Origin of the sequence: Clostridium transplantifaecale (assembly GCF_900626075.1) — a bacterium.
Classification (GTDB): domain Bacteria; phylum Bacillota; class Clostridia; order Lachnospirales; family Lachnospiraceae; genus Otoolea; species Otoolea transplantifaecalis.
The window spans coordinates 1282006-1302213 of the sequence record NZ_UYZY01000001.1; the positions used below are offsets into that span (position 1 = coordinate 1282006).

Genomic DNA, 20208 nt, shown 5'->3' on the forward strand with positions numbered 1-20208 from the left:
TTTTGTAAGATTTAGTGCAGGAAAATAGCGCAGGAAGAAACCTGTAGCACGATACTTCGGCCACTGCATCCTCCTGCGCTTATTCTGCAAGTTTCTTCTACATATTATGCCATAGACGGTCATATTCGTAAAGATTTTTTTAGAAATGAACTTCGTATTATTTACGGCCGGTCAGTGACCTGATATACCGGTATCCTTCTTCCGCCGCATTCTTCGGAGGTTCGGGACGGTACTCAAACGCCAGGTAGCGCTCATAGCCAATCTCCTCCAGCGCCTGAATCAGCAGGGGATAATCGAATTTCGCTCCGTCCGGGCAGCTTCGATCTTCCCCGGACACGTCGACCTGGTAAATGAGATCCCCATATTTCAGAATCTGATGATAAATCTCTTCCTCTTCATACTTCATGTGCATCGTGTCAAGCTGAAGTTTCAGGCTGGGTGAGTTGACGTTTCGGATATAATTGGCCGTCTCCTCGATACTGATGTAGGCGTCCGTCTCAAAATGGTCATTTGCCTCCAGTATCGCCACAATTCCCTTTGATTCCGCATAGGCAACCAGCTCATCTATACTCCTATGAAGCTGCTCATAATAATCCTTCTTCGTCGGGGCATCTGAAGTCCATCCACGGATCGCACCGATAATGACCCTGGCGCCGCCCAGCTTCTTGGCCAGATCCACATGTTCCTTCATGCGTTTCACCGCCTGCCTGCGGCCTTCTTCCTCGCCGCATCCCAGGCTCAGTCCGTCCACGGTATATCCCCTTCCGGTTGCCAGGGCTGAAACCTTTACCCCGTAATGTGATGCGAGTTTCAGTATCCTGGACGGCTCCACCTCAGACGGGCGGTTCAGGGTCAGTTGAACCGCATCATATCCAATCTGGGCCGCCATCCGTATCGTCTCTTCATAGGAACCCTGCAGCGGAGCCGTCGCACATGGAAATGTGCCGTCCGCTATAATTACACTTGTTTTCATCATACCCTCCGATTCAATCAGATTTTCCGCCTGATTCCGAATGAGCCGCCCCGGCGTCCGATTCTTTCAGTCTTAAGATGATTGTACTTCAGCATGGCGTCACATTCCAATACTTCCTGTCTATCGGGGGGATAGAATCCTTCTATCCTGTTATCATTTTTTCATCTTCAGTTCCGAGTACGGTATCGTTACTTCCGGGAATCCTTCCGCATACGATGCGATTTCATACGGTGCATAATAGAAAACCACACCCTCCGGAGTGATATAAAAGTCCGAATCAAAGCTTACGTCGTCCGCGATTGTGTGCTCCAGATCTTCCGGGGATTCAAAGGCAAAGTTTGTCTTCTCCGCCAGCTCCCTGAATGCCCTGCCCACAATACTCTGGAGCTCTTCCACCGAATTATCAACAAGATCATTCAGCTTCATCTGCTCTCCCGTCTTACGGTCAAAGACAAAATAATCTCTGAAAGGCATACCGTGAGCTCCGCCCGAATATTCATAGCCGTCCGCCTCTACGCAGACCAGGTTATCATCGAGATAATTGATCGCCACAATCTCATAAGTAAGGGTAGACAGATGGAAATCGTCCCTGTAAGTCAGGGCTTCATCCAGGTAAGACGCCATCTCGTCACTATATGCCAACAGGGCGTCGCGGCGCCCCTCCATCGTGCGGTTCATCGCTTTTACCGCGTCACTGTCACCGTCAAATACCATTGTCTCAATATAAATTTCCATCGCCGTCGTCTCGCTGCCGGAGAACGGAATTTCTTTCTTCTCCGCCTCTACGTGGCCGAGTTCGCGGATTGATGACTGGTAGAGCGCCGGTTCCAGAAGTTCCTTCTCTTCCCCCGTGTCGAGGGCCGTCTTTCCGATATAAACACCGTAGTCCTTGAGCTCCTGACAGTAGATGGAATCCTCCGAGACAAAAAAGTTGCCGTCATAATCGTACATGTTGAGCGTTCCAGGTTCCGTATTGATGGAAGCGGCTTTTGTAACCTCACCGGTTTCCGCGTTCACCTTATAAAACCGGGTTCCCTCACTGACGGTCTGGTAAACCTTGCTGGTCAGATAATAGAGGTAGCCGTCCCTGTACTGAATCAGCTGCGGGTTGTCGGATGATGCAAAAAGAAGCGTCTTTTCAAGAGTTTTAGCATCATACCGGTAACACTGGGTATTTCCGCTGCCATCCTGGAACAGTACAAAAAAACCGTCTTTGTCAAACAGAACCGAGGAGGTGTTGGTTACCTCCGGCACTTCCTTCGCCCCGCTCCCATCGGCCCCGGCAATGACCAGACAACTGTCATTCTGCACCGGCATGTATCCATAGTGCTCCACCATAAAAGGCAGCATACCGCTGTAAAGCTCATGGCACCCTTCCGGGATGCGGCCGTACACGGTCTGATCCGAAGCCAGCTCTTCTCCGAGGCTGCCGTCCTCTTTCAGTGAAAATGCCTGATTCATATTATATCCCCGGATATAGAGGACGTCCTCCGATGCATAGATTCCGGAGGCCTGGTTCGCCAAAGCCGCCAGATGCGTCTCCTCCCCGGTCTCCAGATCCTTTTTATAGAGGCCGCATACAAAGGCTCCGTCCTCCCCATTTGCCGAACTTACGTCATAATACAGATTCCCCCGGTAAACCCAGAAGGAATCGTTCATCTCGCCCTCCTCAAATGTCTTTACCTGAGTCAGCTTGTCCGTCGCCTTGTCAAGGCTCCAGATAGAACCGTCATACTTAAAGAAAAGATGACGGCCGGATTCCACCATCGTCTCCGTGCTTCCCGTGGCCGTCAGTGTATCTTTCCTGATATCCACATCCTGAGCCTCCCCAGTCCCCGGCACGTTCTCCGTCTCTGCCGTAGCGGCCGTCACATCGACTTCCGCCTGCCGTTTGCAGCCGGTTACGGCAATCGGCATCAGCGCCGCCAGGGCCGTCACCGCGGCTGCGGCCGTATAGTTTTTAATTTTTCTTTTTATTTTTATTCTTCTCACGTTTATCTCCTTACTGGTTCAGTTACTTCTGATATTCTCCTGCTGCCATCCATTCTCTTCCAAATTCATGTTTGAATTTTCTCTTACGTCACTTACAATAAGTGTAACTTTTTTTCATCAGCTTGTCAAAGAATGGGATAAATATTAATAGAACAGTAAGGATTTTACGGTTCACAAATAATATCCCGCGAGATGTTTCCGCGCGCATTTTGCGTGAAAATCTCTCCGCTCTGTACGCATCCTGCCAGGAAGGCTTTTTAATATCACAGGAGCACTTTCCTATGATATCGAAAAACAGCCGGTTTGCAGCCGGGGCGGGAACCCTGACTGCAAACCGGCTGTCTCTCTTTATTCCGTCACTTTCATGACATTTCTCTTTACTGTCCTATCTAATTCCAGAAATCCGTCTCATCTTCAAGCTGAATATCAGCAGCCTTAAATACAGGATTCTTTCCTGCTTTTTTCTGCTGGATATAGTCGTTCATGCAGCGAACGGCCGGTTTTGCGAGAAGGATGATAACCGGGAGGTTAATGATTGCCATCAGGCCCATCAGAACGTCCGCCGTATCCCAGGCAACGCCGAATTCGATCGTTGCGCCGAAGCATACAATAATGGCAGCCAGAATACGGAATCCATGGAGCAGATTCTTGCCCGGTGTCTTATTACAGATGAAACCAAGCCCCATCTCTGCATAGTAGAAGTTTCCAATCAGTGTCGTAAATGCAAAGAGGCAGAGGGCTACCGTAATGAAAATCGTTCCGAAGCCGCCCAGTGAATTAGCTACTGCAGCCTGTACATAGCTCATACCTGCCATCTCTTTTGTCGGTGCAACACCCGAACAGAGAAGCATGAATGCGGTAGCGGTACAGATGACGATTGTATCGATATAAACAGAAAGCATCTGAACAAGGCCCTGTTTTACAGGATGGGAAACTCCGGCAGAAGCCGCAGCGTTAGGCGCGGAACCAACACCGGCCTCGTTGGAGAATAAACCTCTCTTGATACCCTGCATGATGGCGGAACCGGCAAAACCTCCGAAAATCGCCCTGAAATCAAAAGCGCCTTTTACGATGCTTGCAATCATTCCCGGAACCATGTTGATGTGGGTAATAACAATAAACAGTGAAACTGCGATATAGAATAATCCCATCACCGGTACGAGCACGCCCGTTACCTTAGAGATCTGTTTTCCGCCGCCGAAAATACAGAATAAGAAAGCAAGCGCCAGAACACCGCCCACAATCTTAGGTGTCAGTGACGGATCATAAAAGCTGTATGCTTTAAATGTATCTGCGATGTTGAATGCGGCTACCATGTTGAAACCGCCCATATAAGTTACGATTAAAACAACGGCAAACAAAATGCCGATCCAGCGTTTTTTCAGAACTGCCTGAATATAGTAAGCAGGTCCGCCGTAAGAACTTCCGTCATCTGCCCTTTTCTTGTAAATCTGAGCCAGGGTACTCTCCACAAATGCGGAGGCGCTGCCCAAAAGTGCGGTCAGCCACATCCAGAACATGGCACCCGGTCCGCCGATACAGAGGGCGGTGGAAATACCCGCGATATTGCCGGTACCGACACGCGATGCGGTGGAAACCATCAAAGCCTGGAAAGACGAGATCGATTTGTCATCATCTTTCGGCTCCATTACGACACGGATGGCCTCCTTCAAATAGCGGAACTGGATAAATTTCGTTTTCACGGTAAAATAAATTCCTGCTCCGAGCAGCAGTACAATCAGTATGTAGCTGTAAAGCCAGTTGCTGAGTAAACCAATAATTTTTGCGTACAATATATACACCTTCCCTTTCCTTTTTTCGCCCCATCATTCCCACTTTCCGCCAGAAACCCATTTCCCCGGAAAAGGTTATTCTGAAGCGTTCCCTACAGAGTGTCCTCGGCAAACATATGCAGCCGCAATTTCTCCGACAAATATTTTAACATATATCTGCCTGCAATGCTATTCCCTTTTTGATCCAGAGCGGGACCGTAGATTCCGATTCCCATCTTCTTTTCAACCACCGAAAGGATTCCCCCTCCCACTCCGCTCTTGGATGGAATTCCGACCTGCACGGCGAACTCCCCCGAACCGTCGTACATTCCACATGTCAGCATAATTGTCTTTACCACCCTCACTACATCTGCATCCAGCAGCCTTTCTCCCGTCTCCGGATGAATTCCGCCTCCGGCCAGGACCATTCCCAGTCCCGCCAGGCTTTCCGCCGTCACACTCAGGGAGCACATCTTCACATAGAGATCCAGGCTCTTTTCCACATCGCTGTCTATAATCCCTTTGCTTTCCAGCAGATAAGCGATGGCCCTGTTTCTCGCACTGTGCGTCATCTCCGAACGGCAGACTTTCTCATCCAGGACAATTCCCGGATCCAGACAGAGCTTTCTGGCAAATTGAAGCATTTCTTCAAAGCTGACCACCGGCATCAAATAGCTGGCCACAGCAATCGCGCCTGAATTAATCATCGGATTATATGGATAATTACTGGAAAGATCCAGCTTCACCAGGGAATTGAATGCGTCGCCGGAAGGCTCCATGCCCACTTTGGCAAACACCTTATCAAATCCGCAGACTTCCAGCGCCGCCGCCAGGGATATCACCTTTGATATACTCTGGATGGTAAAACGGATATCTGTGTCTCCTGCTTTGAATACTTCCCCTCCGGCAGTATAGATGCAGATTCCCAGATGATTTTTGTCCACATTGCCAAGCTCCGGTATGTAAGATGCCGTTTCTCCGTGGACAATTTCCTTCCTGCCTTCCTCCAATGCCTTTTCAAGCATTTCCTGAACCATTTCTTCTCCTCCTTTCTGCCCGATACCGGCCTGTTGATATAAATAATTATAACTCTTATTAACAAATTTGTATAATGCTAAATGAATATAACATTATAGCAAAAAGGTTGAACGGGGAGTGAAAAATGAGGACGCTGATGTAAGGATGGCGGACGGGTGGGAATGGTGGGGCTTCAGTCCCGGGGAGGTTGCCGCGTTCGGGGAAGAAGGGTGAAAATATTCCTACGGGGACTCGCTTGCGCTTGTGGAATGCACAGCGGATGCTAGCTTCGTGAGAAACCTCAGCAAGCACCGGCGGATTCCAAGGTCCCCTGCGGAATGTTTTCACCCTTCTTCCCCCTGTTACGTTGTGATAGGACTGAAGCCGGGGACGGATCGGCTTTGTCCGCCATCCTTACGTCGGCTGTATGTCTCAGTTTTCTGGGGGAGATGGAGTTAGGTTCTCTGTCCGGATTTTGTTTCAGGCCCTTGTCCAGAGAAGCTTGTTTTCTTCGAAGACGGCTGTGAGTTTGCCTGTGTCTTTTAGCCATGCGAGGTAGGATCGGACGGTGCTGCCTATGAGGACGTATTGTTCGAAGTTCATTGTCAGGCCGTAGGCTGTGAACAGGTTTTGCAGGAGGTCTTCGAAGGTGGTTGGGGTCTGGCAGAGGGAGATGATTTTTTCTGCGGTTTCCCAGACTTTGTCAATGTTGTATTGTGCGAGGGGTACGATGTTTTCTGTGGCTTCTGCATGGGCCGGGATGAAGATTTTGGCGGTCATGGTTTTGACTGTTTCGAGTGTTTTCAGGTAGGAGTCCACGTCATAGAGAAAGCTTATCTGGTATTTGTCCAGGGTCTGGCGGCTGGACAGGCAGTCGGCCAGGTAGACTGCGTCGTCCGGGGTCCGGAAGCCGACCATGTCGAAGTAGTGGCCGGGCAGCGGAATAATTTGAAAGCCGTCCGGCAGGGTTTCTTTTGTTAAATCGGCTGCGTCGCTCTCCTGGGCCATGAGGAATTTGTGGCGAAGATCTTTGGGCGGAAATCCGCCGTACAGGAATGCAGGTTCTAAAACCGGGTGTTTTGTGAATTCACAGTTGATGTCGGGCGCGTAGATTTTACAGCCGGTCTGTCCCTGCAGGTATTTATTGCCGCCGATGTGATCGGCGTTGGCATGTGTGTTGTAAATAGCGGTCAAATGCCAATTATGCGCTTCCAGAATCTGACGCACCTTGCGTCCCGCATCTTTGTCGCTGCCGCTGTCTATCAGGCAGACATCGTTCTCATTTAATTTGACGATTCCGATTTTAGACGGATTTTCAACATAGTAGCTCTGTTCCGTGGCTTGTATTAATTCGTACATACTGATTTCCTCCATTAACGGCTGGGATAAAATATCGTGTTGTAAATTGTGCAGGCTTGTTCAAATGGATTGTGATAGGAATGAGGGATGTCCGCATAAAAACGGACCGCCTGCTTTTCTTCTATAATAATTTCCTGCCCATTTAAAATAAGCTGCAGTTTCCCGGTTATTACAAAAACATGCTCTTCCACTCCATCATCGTGTTTATCGGAATGATGGAAGCAATCCGGGGCAAATTCAATGAAAAAGGTTTCGACATTGCGGATCGGATCGTAAGCAAACAGCGGATAGGCACGCATCTTTCCGTCCTCCTCCGTAACAGCCTCCACACCGTCAACGCCGACAACCGTGTATTCCACCTGCCTTTCTTCTAAAAAAGACGAAAGCGGCGTTTTCAGTCCCGTCGCAATTTTCCATAGCGTCGTAATTGTAGGAACCGACTGCCCACGCTCAATCTGCCCCAGCATAGGCTTACTGACTTTTGTCAGGAAAGACACTTCATCCAAACTCAACTTCTTCCTGGTCCGAATTTCCTTCAATTTTTCCCCGATTGTTGAAACTGGTGTAAGCATAAATCCTCCTTTCAGAAAAACCATATAGCATATTTTAATATACTATAACATATCTTCAATTACATTTCTACTCCCTTGCTTTTTTCACTTATCTTCATTTCCCACCCCCGCAAAGAAATAGAACACTTCGCAGGCCAAATGACGGCAAGGTGCCGCTCCCCTCCCGGCCAATATCCTCATTTCTCCCCACCCTATTTAAAACCCCCGCTCTTTGTGATATAATTGTCATAAAATGGCTATTGTATCTGCACATTCCGAAGTCATTGCAGGAGGGGTTTATTATGAATATGGATATCAACTTAAAGCACCTGGAATATTTCATCACCGTTGCCAGGCTTGGTTCTATCAACAAGGCCGCACAGAGTCTTTTTATCTCCCAGCCCTATCTCGGGAAGATTATCAAAGAGCTGGAGAATACGGTGGGCACCGTCCTTTTTCAGCGCACGAGAGGCGGCGTATCCCTGACCCCTGACGGGGAGGATTTTATGATACACGCCGAGAATATTATCCATGAGATGGAAAAGGTGGAAATGTTCCATGGCCCCGGAACCGATACCGACAGTTCACTTGTTGTGTCCATGACAAAATATTCCCACATTATGGAGAGCTTTATTGATGTCATCATAAAACACAGGGACAATCCCTCCTATATCCACAGGCTGAGTGAAGGAACCGCCGAGGAAGTAATAGAGGACGTTTATTCCGGCCAGGCTAATATCGGAGTCCTGCATTTTGACGGCAAACGCCACACGGAAGTGGCATCCAGACTTGCTTCCCAGTCTCTGGATTATAATTTTCTCTGCTATGTAAAACCCCATATCCTGATTTCCTGCAACCATCCCCTCCTTCAGGAGGGAAAGCCCGTCAATCTCCACACGCTGGCTCCCTATGGTTTTGCCAGATATCTCGGTCAGTGCGAGGATTTTACATACCGGATTTTCTCCCAGGATTCCCAATACAATTTAAATTACGGTTCCCGGATTGCCTATCTCACCAGCCGGGCGTCCTTGCTGCACCTGATTTCCAGCAGTGATTTCTATGGGATCGGAATCCACGATTTTACCACTCAGACTTCCGCCTATCAGGTGCTGTCCATCCCGATCGATGACTGCAACGACAGAATTGAATTCGGCTATATCCTTCCAAAGGGCGTTCCCGTTAATCCAATGACTCAGGAATTTATCGACGGGATTAAAAACCGGCTGAAAAATATAAAAGAGGCGTAGAGACACAATTTCCTATGAATTAAAAAAGAGTCCGCTCATTCAATCCATCAATGCAGCGAACTCTTTTACTATATTTCTTTTTTCTATTGTTCTTACGCAGTGCGAAACGGTGGATATCTGCTTATTCAACATGAAAATGGCTGATACCCTTCCCCTGTTTCAGACCGCGACAAGTCCCAGCCTGTAGGAATAAATATACCTTTCCTTCACGTTTTTCCCAAGCATCTGAGTCAGCGCTTTCTCATAATAATCAAGCTGTGTTTTGTAACGGCTGACCAAGACTCCTGTATTCTCCACATAATCTGTCTTATAATCGACCAGAACGAGGCCGTCTTCCTCCTCAAACCAGGCATCGATGATACCCTGCACCAGCACCAGTTCATCCGAGTCCCAGTCTCCCATTTCCCGGGCCGGAATTCCCATCACGAACTGTTTTTCCCGATACAGCTTTCCGGCTTTTGCCGCGGCGGCCATCCTTTTTCCAAGCTCCGTCGTGAAAAAGCGGTAGATATCGGGAGGCCATATCATCTCCCTGGCCTCCCGGGTCAGTTTTCCCGCCTCCGTAAAGCTGTCCAGCAGACTCCTCACATCACCCTCCGATGTGACTTTATCAAAAGGAAGAAGTTCCATAGCGCGGTGATATGCCGTACCTCTCGATGTGCCTCCCTCCCGCACCTCCTGCTCCTCCATAAAGACAGGCAATGTGGGAAGAAAAGCCATCTCTTCGTCTTCCTCCTCCATCCCTTCTTTTTTCAGTTCGGAGACAGACATCTTCGTATTCAGTGTGACATCGGCCTGACATGGATATTTGAAATAAAACGATGTTTCCAGGCGTCTGCGGTATGTCCTGTCGTAAACGCGGTCCGGATCCTGATTGAGCAGTTCCTCTTTGGAGCCTTTTCTGTAAAGTTGCTCCTCTATCTCGTGCACCAGCTGTTCCTGTGCTTTTACTTCGGCCACTCTGATCCGGCATCCTTCCCGGGAAATGCTCATCAGGATCCAGTCCAGGCAGGAACCCGCCATCGTCAGGATGGTAAAAGGTACCTGGCCGTGACAGAGGGAAATCTGCCTCCATTTTTCCAGCCTGTTTTCCAGGTTTTTATCTGAAGCCGTCATGATCAGCTTTTCCTTGGCCCTGGTCAGCGCCACATAGAGGACACGCAGTTCCTCCCCCAGCGCTTCCAGCTCCATTCTCCGCTTCATGACGTTCTTTTTGAGCGTGGGGCCTTTCAGGCGTTTTTCACTGTCCAGATAATCAGTTCCAATCCCAAATTCTGAATCGATCAGGATTTTCCCCCTCGTGTCCTGCCGGTTGAACATTTTCCCCATTCCGGCCACGAAGACAATAGGGAATTCCAGGCCCTTGCTCTTGTGGATACTCATGAGGCGCACCGTATTTCCCTGCTCGTTCACCGTAGCAGCCTCCCCGAAATCCGTATTGTATTTTTTCAGTTTCTCAATATATTTGATAAAATGGAACACGCCCCGGTAGCTTGTGGCCTCATAGGCGGATGCCTTTTCCACCAACATATCCAGGTTGGCTCTCCTCGTCTCCCCGGCCGGCATGGCCGATACATAATCATAATAACCCGTCACGTCAAAAATCCGGTAGAGAAGGCTGTGCATCGGCAGATAGACGGCCATTTTCCTGAGTTCCCCAAGAAGCTCCATCGTCTTTCTTAAAATCCCGCAGATTCGCTCATCGTCAAATGATTCACCGCCGCCTGACGGAACCGGAGCTGCATGTTCCGTCTCCCGCTCCGCCAGAAAATTTTTCACAGCCGGGTAGAGTCCTCTGTCGCGGCCCTTCTTTGCATTCTTTTTATAGTCCGCGACAATGTGGGCCAATTCCCTGTCCGTAATGCCGCAGAACGGCGCTTTTAAGACGGCAGCCAGCGGGATATCCTGTATCGGGTTGTCGATAACGGCCAAAAGGTTCAGCACCGTTTCCACCTCAACCGTGTCAAAATAGCCTGTCCTTGACTCTGCGAACGCCGGGATCCCCTGGGCCGCAAGGATTTCCGTAAAGCTCTCTGCCCAGCCGCTGACGCTCCTCAAAAGAATGACAATATCACCGTATTTTGCGCGGCGGTAACCATTTTCATCCTTGTCCCAGATCATCATACCGTTCTCTTCGTCCGTCAGCTCCCTGATCTTTCCTGCGACCATCCCGGCCTCCAGCTCCCTGGCCGTGTAATCCGAGATATCCTCATCCAGGGTTTCCAGTTCGCTTCCGGCCGTATTAATCAGAAGAAGCTCCGTATCCAGTTCTCCCGGTCCCCGTCCGTCGAGGGGTTCGAAGGACGCCCCCGCATGCAGGGCCGTCTCCTCGGTATATTCAATATTTCCGAGCTTTTCCGTCATAATCCTGAAAAAGATGTCGTTAATGCTTCCAAGAACCGTATCCCGGCTCCTGAAGTTCTGGTGCAGTTCAATTTTCTGATGCAGGCTCTCCTCAGCGGAATAGCTGTGGTATTTTTCCAGAAACAGCTCTGGGCGGGCCAGCCGGAATTTATAAATACTCTGTTTTACGTCCCCTACCATAAATACGTTCGGCGTTCCAAACCGTTCCCTGGAGACGCAGTGAATCAGGGTTTCCTGCACCAGATTACTGTCCTGGTACTCATCGACGAGAATTTCGTCAAACTGCCGGCTGAGTTCGTCGGCCACCGGACCCGGAATCCGGCCCTTATTTTCCCTTCCTTCGTCCCCGCCTCCCGCGGTGAGGACCTCCAGGGCAAAATGTTCCAGATCGCCGAAGTCCACGATGTTTTTCTCCCTTTTACGGGCGCGGAACCGCTCGCCGAATTCTTCTGCCAGGTGAAGGAGCGTCAAAATCGACTCCTTTCCCGCCTCCATATCCTCAAGTATTTTCTCCGGGGATTCAAACAGGTACTGATCCTTCAGCTTTTCCACTGATTTTTTAATTCTCTTCCTGCATTCGGCCACCGCTTCTTTTTTATCCGGATCCACCGTCACATTTTTCCCGCGTATGGCTGCCATCCTGGAAAATGTGAATTTCTCCGCCGCCTCGCTAAAGTCAAGGAAGGAGCCGGTGGACTGAATCAGTTCCCTGACATGGAGCAGATCCTCACTGATCATCGGAAGATAAGGCTCCGGCCCGTCTTCCTCCCTGCAAAGCTCCGAGGCCTCCATTAACTGCCTCTCCCATTCCTCCGCCTGCATTTTGACGTCATTTAAGAGAAACTGCATCCAGTCCGTGCCGTTCAGCTCCCCGAAACCGGTATTCTCAAGTTCTTTCCGGCACTGCTCAAACCATTCATCCGGCCACGGGTTACTCTGGGCAAATGTATACACCTGCAGAATATAATCCTCTATCCCTCCGTCTGCCTTTCCCGTGGAGTAGGTGTCCACAAAGCGTTCAAACGATTCCCCGCCGTTTGCATAGCTGTCTTCCATCAGCTCCTGCATGACGTCGGCGCGCATCAGAAGCATCTCTCCCTCGTCGCCGACTCGGAAAGCGGGATCGATATCCAGCCGGTCGAAATGCTCCCTGAGAATGTGGAGGCAGAAGCTGTCGATGGTCGTGATCTGTGCGAACTGCACCGTGACCGCCTGCTGCTGAAGATGTTCATTCTGAGGGTCTTCTCCCAGCTTTTTCTCAATTGCCGCCTGGATACGCTCCCGCATCTCGGCCGCCGCCGCCTTGGTAAATGTCATGACAAGCAGCCGGTCGATATCCGTCGGATTTTCATCCGTAATCATCCTGATAATGCGCTCAACTAAAACCGCCGTTTTACCGCTTCCCGCGGCTGCGGAGACGAGCAGATTTCTATTCCGGCTCTCAATTACCGCTTTCTGTTCCTTTGTCCAGTTCACCGCCATCTTCTGCTCCCCTCCCTTCTGCTCCGTATTTGTCAATTTCCTGCCACACTTCTTCCGGGCTTACCTTGTCAAGTCTCCGGTATCCGTACCCGTCTGTCTTAAGATCAAACCCGCAGACGCTGTGGTAGGGGCAATAATCACAGGCCGTCCTGTTGCCGCTCTTATACGGCGCAATCGAAACACGGCCGTCCAGAATCTCACGCCCCATGCTTTTCAGTTTCCGGTTGACAAATGCCCCCAGGGCCTCGAACCGCTTTTCGCCGGCCACCGATGACTTTCTGGCAATTTCATCGTTTTTCACCGAAACGGGAACCACCGTGGAATCCTCTCCTTTCGGCGACGAGAAATCCAGCCGGTTGTCCAGATGCACGATTGCCTCCGGCCTTCCGTTTACCAGTCCGTTCATGCGCAGCTCGCCGAGTATCGCCTGTTTCGTCTCCTCCTCGCCCATGCCTTTCTGTCTGTCCACCATCGGATCCGCAATATTATAGTAAAAAATCCCGGCCGGAACCACCTTTTTGTCGGGGTGTTTTCTCTGTTCCTTCTCCAGGGCGGCATCCATATAAACCACCAGCTGAAGCTGAAGCCCATAGTAGGCTTCCATCAGATCAAACTTTGTCTTTCCCGTTTTGTAGTCGATAATTTTCAGGTAGAGCAGATCCCCGTCCTCACAGAGATCGACGCGGTCTATCCTTCCCTTTAAATGGATTGCCTCTTCCCTGGACACCGGGATTTTCATCGCCCTCAGGTTATCTGCGGGGCTGAAGGTCACCTCAAAACCGGACGGCTCGAAGTCTCCCTTTTTAAGCTGCTCCGTCAATGCCCAGATTGTCCGGTCCGTGATGCGGTGGACCTTGCGCTCCAGATACTGGTTTCTCGCGCTGCTGGACATGATGGTATTGCCATAGTCCCTGGTTACACTTAAAACGCACTCGCCGACCAGCTTTTTTCTGTCTTCATCCGATATTTCGCGGAAGGAGCGGTTTTCTTCCTTCATCCTCTTAAAATAAAGATCAATGGAATTGTGGAACAGGTTCCCGATGTCCGCGGCAGCCAGTTCATAGACGGGACGTTCCGTAAGCTCCAGGCCATAGGCCAGGAAATGGGCATAAGCGCAGGATGCGTATTGCTCCATTCTGGTCACGCTGCCGTGGAGGATTGCGCTGTAAATCTCCTTTGCCGCCGTCCTGCCAATCCCGTGATCCTCATACGTATAAAACGACGCCTCGACCAGCTGTTTCATCGCTTCCCTGTGGTCCTCCGACTGTGAGAAAAAGCGGAACAGCTCCATAAAACGGCCGTCCTCCCTGTTTTTGCCGTAATCTTTTAATCCCTCTATCACCCGGCGTTTTCCAAGGGGCAGAGACCAGGCGGCCATCTGCCTTTCATCGGCCGACATCACATGCTTGTCGGGAAACATTTTTAAGACCTGGCCAATCAGGCCGGATGGGCGCAGGCTTTTTCCGTCGCAGGAGGATAAAGCGTAGGACAGATAGAGGCGATTAGACGGTTTTGTCATCACCAGGTACAGGTACAGTCTCTGCAGAAATCCCTCTTCCCTGGCAGTCGGGGCCAGTTCTATCTGATGCTTTTTAAGATTCCCTCGCTCGGCCTCCGTAAGGATTCCTCCGCGTCCCGTCACCGCGGGAATAATTCCGTCATTTACTCCTGCGAAAAAGAGAACCTTGATATGGGAAAGTCTCGTTCTGGTGATATCTCCGACTACAACGCGATCTACAACAGCCGGAATGAGGCCGACTTTTATCTCCTCAAATCCGGCATCCAATATGTCCGAATACTCTTTTTTCCCCACGGTTTCATCGCCCAGAAGCGCCGTGATTCTGTCAAACAGTTCGATGACAAGGCCGTAAACCTGGCTGTATTCCTTCTCCAGGCTCACCTCTCCGGCAGCGCCGAATTCCTTCTCATATCCTTTGAGCTTTTCTTCAATATGAAGCGCCTCCAGAAAATACACAAGAGCCGCAGTCTTATCCTTCACCGTAGATTTTCTGTCCCCGAACACCTCTTTTAACGGGCGAAGGGGTGCCAATACTTCCTCCCTGAACAAATTCAGCTCGTCCAGATTAATAAGCTCCGCACCTCTGTAAACAGACTCCCAGGGCGAATCCCACCGCTTATAGCTGCGGATTCCAAGAGCCAGCACGTAATTTTCCAGGCGGCTCACCATCTCCTGGTCCTCCGTCACAAGACCCGTTTTTAAATACCGGAACACCGTCTCATAGGAGAAGTTTTTCTCCATAAGTTCCAGCGCCGCACGGAGAAGCTCAACCATCGGATTTCCCATGATGTTTTTCTTAAAATCAATAAACGCCGGGATCCGGTTTGCCTCAAACTGGCGTACCACCTCCCTGGAATAAGTGTCCAGGGCTCCCGTGACTACGGCGATGTCACGGTAACGGTAGCCTTCCAGTTTGATGAGGCGCTCGATTTCTCCGGCAATCATTTCCACTTCTTTTAAAGGAGTGTCGGACTGGAATAATACGATTCCCGGATTCTTTGCGGCTTTTCCGGCCGTCTCCTCCGTTTTCCCGTCTTTTTCAGCGGCGTATTTCCGGCCGTGATACCGGAACAGCTCCTTTTCGATAAATTGAAGCTCCGGACTGTTTTTAAACCGCCAGGCGGGATATTCTTTCAGGAGGATATCCTCCTCCCGGCCCGCTCCGGTCTGTACCGCCAGATCCGTCAGCTTGCAGACCGTATGTTTGCTCATGTGGAAGAGATGCTGCGGTCCGCTCTCCTTATAAGGATTCTCCTCAGGATCCATTGTGATGGTCACAACGACTCTCTTACAGTAAGTAAGAAGCAGCTCTAAAAGCCGGTACTGGACCGGGGTAAAACCGGTATAGCCGTCCAGTGTCACCACACTGTCTTTGATAAGCTCCGACTGGGGCAGAACCCTGCACAAAAGCTCCAGGATTTCTTCCTTGACAATGCATTTTTTGTCTTCCGTATATTCCTTGAACGCCCGGTGCAGAACCGTCATGTCATTCAGTTTCTGCCTGAGCATGGCGCTCCAGTTTTCCTTCTCAGCCTCCACCAGCAGGCCGTCCAGGATCTCGGCCGTAATTCCGTACTGGAAGAACTCCGACAGCATGGATTTCAGCTCGCCGATAAAACCGATCTTTTCCAGGTGGCCTCCGAACAGCTTTAATTCTTTTTTCCTGCCTGCTGCCACTTTACGCAGAACCATGGATTTACCCATGTCATCCAGGACTGCCAGGTTCTCCACCGCCAGCTCTTCGAATATTCTGTATGCCAGCCTCTCAAAGCTGACGATATCGATGTTCATCACACCGTGGCAGGGGTGCAGCGTCACAATGTCTTTCTGGGTCTGCATGGTGAACTGCTCGGGGACGACGGCAAAATAGCGGCCGTCCGGATCATTTCCGGCCTGCCGGATTAAATCCTCGTACAGGCGGCGTGTCTTACCGGAACCGGAACCGCCGATGATAAATTGTAATGACATTTATGTTCTCCTCCGGTTATCATATGCCTGAAATCGTTATCATTTCTGTAATTATGAGGATACTGAATAGTTCCTCTTTTCTTTAGATTTTTTCAACAGTTTTTATAAATGTTTTATCCCCTGCACATATTTTAGTCACATATTTCCTGTATCATTATAAATGAACAAGGCAAGAGCCTTAGACAGACTTTTTCATACTCCGGCCAGCAGGTTTTACCTGCTGGCCCTCCCCCTTTTCAGGGCTATTACCGTTACTGTTCACTCCGTTCCCGGTAATGCATTACAACGTATTCTTACGTTCGAATACCTTTCTTCCTGACGCATCGGCGATTCCGATGGCCTCCCTGTACTTCGCTACCGTTCTCCTCGATATCGAGAATCCGGCCTCCCCCAGTTTTTCCGCTAATATCCTGTCGCTGTAGGGCTTCTTTTTGTCTTCGCCCGCGACAATAATTCTGATCTGCTCCTTCACCGCTTCCGCTCCCGCGCCTGCTCCGCCGTCGTTTCCGCCCGCCTCACGGCTCATGGCTCCGGTACTGTTCTCCTGGCCCTGCTTTCTCTTTGCGTCCACCGGGATACTTCCCCGGGAGAAGAAAAACTGCAGCGGGAAGATTCCCCACTGGCATTGCAGGTATTTTTCCCGGACGGCACGGCTGATGGTGGATTCATTTAATTCCAGTTTTTCCGCCACGCTCCTCTGGGTCAGGGCGGTAAGTTTTCCCCTGCCCTCTTCAAAAAAGGCAAGCTGCGCCTTTAAAATTTCCCGTACCAGCAGATAGAGTGTCCTGTTCCTCTGTTCTACACAGTGGCATACCCACTCCGCCTGTTTTACTTTATTTTTAACGTATCCTGCCGCTTCTCCCGAATTCTCCCCCTTCATCAGGGTCAGATAATAGGGATTGATCGAAAGCTGTGGATATGTCTCATCATTCATAATAATCTCAAAGTGTCCCTCCGTCTTGACAACCAGCACGTCAGGGACAAGGTATTTCTGGTATTTTCCGCTCCCGTATCCGCTTCCCGGCCTCGGGTTTAACGCCCGGATCCGGTCGCTGGCGGAAAGAACCTGGTCAATGCTGCATTTCAGCTTTCTGGCAATGACCTCCATTCTGTTTTTCCCCAATTCCTCCAGATAATCTTCAATAATCCGTCGGGCCAGCTTCTCCTCGTCGCTGTCTCCCTCCAACTGGATTAAGAGGCACTCCCTGAGGTTTCTGGCTCCCGCTCCTTTGGGCTCCAGCCTCCAGAGAACTTTCAGCAGACGCTCCCCCTCTTCTTCCGTGATCTTAAGTTCCCGGCACAAAAGAGGCAGCTCTTCGGTCAGATAACCATTGTCATCCAGATTTAAAATCATGTACTCTAAAATGCGGAACTCTTCTTTTGATATTTTCATATAAAGAATCTGTTCCAGCAGGGATTCCTTCAAATCCATCTCCTGCCGTTCAGCCGGTTCAAAACGGCTGGCTTCATCCTGTTCGTCCTGATAATACTGGCGGTTTTGAGCGTCTAAGCTCTGAAGTTCCTCCAGTTTCCTGATAAAGTCCTCGGTACTCTCCCCCTTGTCGTCCGACGTCTTCTCAGTGCGGCGCATTGCGTCGAGATCCACCACCGGATTCTCCAGCGCCAGATCTTCCAGATACTCCTTTAATTCCAGCTGCCCCATCTGCAGTATCTCCGTAGATTGGAGCATGTTCTGCGACAAAGTCTGTTTTAGCTTCTGTTCCTGTCTGAGTTCCACTGTAACCACCCCTTCTATCTTCTGTCTGCCGTCAGGCCACATCCACTGCGGATGTACACGCTGCATGCGCGAAGAAAGCGGCCTCAGGCGGCCGCGCTCCGGCGCAGAAGTTCCAAAAACGGAACTCTTTATTCCGGCAGTATATCCCTCCATTATCCCCATCTGTCTCTTTTAAAATGTTGGATTGCCCGAAAACAGGCTTTTCACATTTTTCCATATTCCCTATGAATTAAAAAGACTCTCTCGGCACAGTGCAGAGAGAGCCCATTTTTGATTGGCGGTGAAAAAAGATGTAAATACAGTTTCCACCGTTTACTTTAATCGTCTAATTCGTCTTCTCCGACTACTTCATCGTACTCCTGCTCGTCTAACAGTTCATCGAAGGCATCGGCAACGATCTCGTACTCATCGTCGTCTTCAATGTTTTCCAGATTCGGCTGTCCGTTCTCGTCTTCTGAGTAACGGTAAAGATATACTTCTCCCTCTTCTGATTCGTCATCCGCGTCCTCCATCGGAAGGAGAGCGATATATTCCTTATCTCCTGCCGGAAAGATAGTAAGTACGACGCACTCCAGCTCTTTCCCGTCATCCAGGGTAAGGGTTACTGTCATCTCCTCCTGGTTGTCCGTCTCTTCCGGAGTCATATTCTTTTTATCTTCCATTTCAACCTCTTTCTTCTGCCCGCTTGGCAGGCAATCATAATAATGGCGATGAAAGCCGTATCAACCGTGCTTTCCATCGTTTTGCAACAGCAGCTTGTCCCTGCTAATTGTTTCCAACTCCACTTTATCAGAGGCCGTAAGAAAAATCAAGGATAATTTCACCTTATTTAGCACCTTATTTGTAATTATAGAACTGGACGGACTGCCAGAATATGCCTGATTTTTATTTCCCGCCATCCTCTTCCGATAAATTCTGCTGTTCTCTGTCTTCCGGATTTCCGTTTCCTGCCGTCGGCTCCTCTTCCTCCGCCTCCCCGTTTGAGGCCGCTTCTTCCGAATAAGGGTTCTTATATTCGGCCATCCGCTCCAGCGTCCCCGTCGGAACGCCTCTCACAAGGTGCATCTCCCCTTCCCGGTTCAGCCTGATTACGGTAGACGCCGTCCTGTTAAACAGGATGTAAATACAGAAGATTGCCTCACAAAATTCCATGACACAGGCCGTTGTCAGCGTAAAAATAAGGGAATATGGAAGCCAGAAGGACATCTGAAGAATTGAAACGCCTCCCGACACAATGCTGAATCCCCTTAAGCAGAGCATCAAGACGGCAATTCCCTTTCCCGCCTTCAGCATCCATGAATACCACAGGTAAAACACGAACGCACTGAATATCGTAAACAGCCCCTGCACAAACGACAGGCCGTAAACAATCGTAATCATAAGGTAATAAAGGCCGTACAGAACCCTCAAACCGGTAAAAATCTTAACTATTGTAGTCAATTTCAGGTTTTCATTCAAATAGCCCGGATACTGTCTTTCTATCTCCTGCCTGAAAGCCTCTCTCTCCTGCGCCGTCACCACCCTGGCGGGGGTTTTGCTCCTTGCGCCTTTCATCCTTTGTCCTCCTGTCCGGTTACTGCGCCGCCTTGCCGGCCGCGCAGACAGCGGACGCCATATCCGCTGTTAATGATGCAATCTGGTACTAATATTCAATTCCTTTTCTCGCAGCTACCCCATCGTCAAATGGATGCCGGATTTTTCGTATCTCCGATATATAATCCGCACGTTCTACAAATTCCGGTAAAGGGTCCCTGCCCGTCATCACAATTTCCAGGTTCCCAGGACAGTCATCCAGAAATTTAAGAATCTGCTCCTTCTCAAGCAGCCCGCTTCGGACGGCGGCGCAGACCTCATCCATCACAAAAAGAGTCTGCCCTTCTTTCGCACACCGAAGCGCCGTGTCGGACGCCTCTTTAAAAAGCTCCCGGTAAAAATCCGCGGCCTCCCGTTTCTGTCCCTCCGTCATCTGCCAGGTAAAACCGAATGTTTTCCTGCATGGAATTACCGTGATGCCTTTTATTTGCCTTAATGCGTCCACTTCGCCCGAATCGTCGTTCTTCAGGAAGCGGACGAGGACTGCGCGTCCTCCGCAGCCTGCCATTCTGACGGCCAGGCCGATGGCGGCCGTTGTCTTGCCTTTTCCGTCGCCGCAGTAGATGTGGGTGTATGACATAATGTTTTTGCTCCTTTTAATTGAAAAATGAGGACGATGGTGTGGGAATGGCG

At 50.0% G+C, this 20208-nt stretch carries 13 protein-coding genes; 1 reads left to right on the plus strand and 12 read right to left on the minus strand.

Annotated elements, in window-relative coordinates; translation table 11 throughout:
• Positions 1 to 157: 157 nt before the first annotated feature.
• The 6 genes from EJL91_RS05475 to EJL91_RS05500 all read right to left on the minus strand — a co-directional run bounded on the left by EJL91_RS05475 (position 158) and on the right by EJL91_RS05500 (position 7685).
• Positions 158 to 976: a sugar phosphate isomerase/epimerase family protein gene (locus EJL91_RS05475; RefSeq protein WP_125140916.1), complete on the minus strand. Its 819-nt coding sequence runs from the start codon at positions 974 to 976 to the stop codon at positions 158 to 160.
• Between the two features lie 150 nt (positions 977 to 1126).
• Entirely contained in the window at positions 1127 to 2965 is a 1839-nt protein-coding gene (locus tag EJL91_RS05480; protein ID WP_243125239.1) for a DUF3298 and DUF4163 domain-containing protein, read from the minus strand.
• A 389-nt stretch (positions 2966 to 3354) separates the two neighbouring features.
• Positions 3355 to 4767 (minus strand): alanine/glycine:cation symporter family protein, encoded by a 1413-nt coding sequence (locus EJL91_RS05485; protein ID WP_341466951.1) that lies wholly within the window; start codon positions 4765 to 4767, stop codon positions 3355 to 3357.
• Between the two features lie 83 nt (positions 4768 to 4850).
• Positions 4851 to 5774 carry a glutaminase A gene (gene glsA / locus EJL91_RS05490; RefSeq protein WP_125140918.1) on the minus strand — a complete coding sequence of 308 codons (924 nt, stop codon included), beginning with the start codon at positions 5772 to 5774 and terminating at the stop codon, positions 4851 to 4853.
• 460 nt (positions 5775 to 6234) lie between these two features.
• Positions 6235 to 7113 carry an MBL fold metallo-hydrolase gene (locus EJL91_RS05495; protein ID WP_125140919.1) on the minus strand — a complete coding sequence of 293 codons (879 nt, stop codon included), beginning with the start codon at positions 7111 to 7113 and terminating at the stop codon, positions 6235 to 6237.
• Positions 7114 to 7127: 14 nt separating this feature from the next.
• Complete coding sequence (locus tag EJL91_RS05500) at positions 7128 to 7685, minus strand: helix-turn-helix domain-containing protein (RefSeq protein WP_125140920.1); 558 nt, start codon at positions 7683 to 7685, stop codon at positions 7128 to 7130.
• Between the two features lie 281 nt (positions 7686 to 7966).
• Between EJL91_RS05500 and EJL91_RS05505 the strand changes: the two genes are divergently transcribed.
• Positions 7967 to 8911: a LysR family transcriptional regulator gene (locus tag EJL91_RS05505; RefSeq protein WP_125140921.1), complete on the plus strand. Its 945-nt coding sequence runs from the start codon at positions 7967 to 7969 to the stop codon at positions 8909 to 8911.
• Positions 8912 to 9070: 159 nt separating this feature from the next.
• On the opposite strand, the gene addA is transcribed toward EJL91_RS05505, so the two are convergent.
• The 6 genes from addA to EJL91_RS05535 all read right to left on the minus strand — a co-directional run bounded on the left by addA (position 9071) and on the right by EJL91_RS05535 (position 20155).
• Positions 9071 to 12757 carry a helicase-exonuclease AddAB subunit AddA gene (addA, locus tag EJL91_RS05510; RefSeq protein WP_125140922.1) on the minus strand — a complete coding sequence of 1229 codons (3687 nt, stop codon included), beginning with the start codon at positions 12755 to 12757 and terminating at the stop codon, positions 9071 to 9073.
• Complete coding sequence (gene addB, locus EJL91_RS05515) at positions 12717 to 16244, minus strand: helicase-exonuclease AddAB subunit AddB (RefSeq protein ID WP_125140923.1); 3528 nt, start codon at positions 16242 to 16244, stop codon at positions 12717 to 12719. Before addB ends, addA begins: the two co-directional genes overlap by 41 nt.
• 280 nt (positions 16245 to 16524) lie before the next feature.
• On the minus strand, positions 16525 to 18144 hold the full coding sequence (rpoN, locus tag EJL91_RS05520; protein WP_243125240.1) for an RNA polymerase factor sigma-54: 1620 nt from the start codon (positions 18142 to 18144) through the stop codon (positions 16525 to 16527).
• A gap of 155 nt (positions 18145 to 18299) precedes the next feature.
• Positions 18300 to 18644 carry a DUF1292 domain-containing protein gene (locus EJL91_RS05525; RefSeq protein ID WP_125140924.1) on the minus strand — a complete coding sequence of 115 codons (345 nt, stop codon included), beginning with the start codon at positions 18642 to 18644 and terminating at the stop codon, positions 18300 to 18302.
• A 223-nt stretch (positions 18645 to 18867) separates the two neighbouring features.
• The gene (locus EJL91_RS05530) at positions 18868 to 19536 is read right to left on the minus strand and encodes a hypothetical protein (protein WP_243125241.1); all 669 of its coding nucleotides are present in this window, start codon (positions 19534 to 19536) and stop codon (positions 18868 to 18870) included.
• An 88-nt stretch (positions 19537 to 19624) separates the two neighbouring features.
• Positions 19625 to 20155: a cob(I)yrinic acid a,c-diamide adenosyltransferase gene (locus EJL91_RS05535; protein ID WP_125140925.1), complete on the minus strand. Its 531-nt coding sequence runs from the start codon at positions 20153 to 20155 to the stop codon at positions 19625 to 19627.
• Between the last annotated feature and the right edge of the window lie 53 nt (positions 20156 to 20208).